Genomic DNA, 1867 nt, shown 5'->3' with positions numbered 1-1867 from the left:
GCCCGCCGGGCCCGCTCGCGGCTCTCCTGCCCGGCGGCGGAGACGAACGAGCCGGCCCGGCCGCGGGTCTCGACGAGGCCGGCCTCCTCCAGCTCGCGGTACGCGCGGGCGACGGTGTTGACGGCCAGCCCCAGCTCGGCGGCGAGCGCCCGGACGGTGGGCAGCCGCTCGCCGACGGCGAGGGTGCGGTCCTGGATCTGCCGGGCGATGTGGCGGCGCAGCTGCTCGTAGGGCGGCACGGACGAGCCCGGGTCGATGATGATCACGGCGCCGCCAGCAGCGCCTCGGCGCCGACCGGGCGGAACCCGGCGGCCTGGAACGCGCGCACGCTGCGGGCGTTGCCGGCGGCCTGCTGGGCCCAGACGGGCTGCCCCGGCGGTACCAGATGACGGGCCGCGACGGCGAGCGCACGGCCCAGGCCGGGGTGCGGTGTCCCCGGGTCGACCTCGACGGCCGCCTCCCACCGGCCGGCGACGCCGCGGCCCAGGGCGACGATCCCGCCGTCGGCCGCCCAGACCCGCACGTCGTCGCGGTGCCGCCGGGCCCGCACCGCTCGCGGATGGTCGGGGTCGGTCAGCTCGCGCAGCGGCAGCGGCGGCGGACCGGTGCGCGCCGGCGCGACGGTCAGCAGGTCGACGGTGTCCATGACCCGGCCGGTGCGGTCGAGCAGCGCGGCGAGGAAGCGGGGGTGCATCGTGGCGGCGAGGGGATCGCTGTCGATCGTCCGGAGGGTGTCGTACACCCAGTCGGGATCGTCGTCGACGAAGACGACCGAGTGTGCGGTGAACGCGACCACTCCCGCGTCGCGGGGGCCCGGCTGCGGCACGACGGTGGTGCCGCCGTCGGCCGGCGGGAACCGCCCCTCGGCCGCGGCGTCGAGCAGCTCCGCGAGCGTCTGGCCCATGACGGTTCACGGTACATTGGCGGGATCATGACCAGGCAGCCGAGGCTCGAGATCGAGTACTGCACGCAGTGCCGGTGGCTGCTGCGCGCGGCCTGGACCGCGCAGGAGCTGCTGACGACGTTCCAGCTGCGGCTCGGCGAGGTGGCCCTGGTGCCCGGCACGGGCGGGGTGTTCGACGTGCGCCTCGACGGCGAGACGATCTGGTCGCGCAAGGAGCGCGGCTTCCCCGACCTGGCCGAGCTCAAGCGCCTGGTGCGCGACCGGGTGGCGCCGGAGCTGAGCCTCGGCCACTCCGACCGCGCGGCGCTACCGCCCGGCGACTGACCGCTGCGGGGTCCATCACGTCCGGGCCCGGTGCGCGGCGACGTTGACCCGATTGGCGCAGGTCAGCGAGCAGAACCGGCGCCGGCCGTTGCGCGACGTGTCGACGAAGACGGTCGCACAGCCGTCCCGGGCGCAGCGGCCGAGCCGGTCGCCGCCGGCGCCGCACAGCGCGACGGCGAGCCCGCCCGCGATCGCGGCCCGGATGCGCGCGACCGGGTCGTCGGTGTCGGTGATGTAGTGCAGGTGCGGCGGGTTGCCGTCGTGGGCCGACACCCGCACCGACGTGGTGGCGTCGCCGAGCAGCTCGTTGACCAGCGCCAGCTGCCGTCGCGGGTCCTCCTCGCCGAACACCGGCCGGGCCCGCTCGATCCACGCCCCGAGCGCCCGCGCCTGCGTGGCGTTGCTCACGCGGCTCTGCATCTCGTGCTCGGCGAGCAGCGCGGAAACCCTGCTCACGCTGCACTCGGGGGAGTTGAGCAGCGCCGCGGCGAGGAAGGTGCCGGTGCCGCCGTAATGGTTGAAGTGCACAAGGCCATTACAGCACGCTGGGTCCATGACCACCTGCGCCAAGTGCGGCCGCGGTACCGCGACGGCCGCCGTCGAGTCCTCCCACCCGACCTCCGAGGGCACCGTGCGGTA

At 75.8% G+C, this 1867-nt stretch carries 4 protein-coding genes; 1 reads left to right on the top strand and 3 read right to left on the bottom strand.

The features are described from left to right. On the bottom strand, positions 1-266 hold a 266-nt coding region (locus ABZS66_RS61555; protein ID WP_354774246.1), incomplete at its 3' end, for a GntR family transcriptional regulator. After that, on the bottom strand, positions 263-904 hold the full coding sequence (locus ABZS66_RS61550) for a GNAT family N-acetyltransferase (protein WP_354774244.1): 642 nt from the start codon (positions 902-904) through the stop codon (positions 263-265). The genes ABZS66_RS61555 and ABZS66_RS61550, both read right to left, overlap by 4 nt. A gap of 27 nt (positions 905-931) precedes the next feature. Here ABZS66_RS61550 and ABZS66_RS61545 point away from each other — a divergent pair, with 27 nt between their 5' ends. Continuing rightward, the gene (locus ABZS66_RS61545; protein ID WP_354774242.1) at positions 932-1228 is read left to right on the top strand and encodes a SelT/SelW/SelH family protein; all 297 of its coding nucleotides are present in this window, start codon (positions 932-934) and stop codon (positions 1226-1228) included. 15 nt (positions 1229-1243) lie between these two features. Here ABZS66_RS61545 and ABZS66_RS61540 read toward each other — a convergent pair whose 3' ends face one another. Then, the gene (locus ABZS66_RS61540) at positions 1244-1756 is read right to left on the bottom strand and encodes a CGNR zinc finger domain-containing protein (RefSeq protein ID WP_354774240.1); all 513 of its coding nucleotides are present in this window, start codon (positions 1754-1756) and stop codon (positions 1244-1246) included. Positions 1757-1867: the final 111 nt, after the last annotated feature.

It is taken from the genome of Dactylosporangium sp. NPDC005572, assembly GCF_040605515.1.
GTDB lineage: Bacteria > Actinomycetota > Actinomycetes > Mycobacteriales > Micromonosporaceae > Dactylosporangium.
Note: the sequence above shows the minus strand (reverse complement) of the source record. Positions and strands in the feature narration are given on the sequence as shown.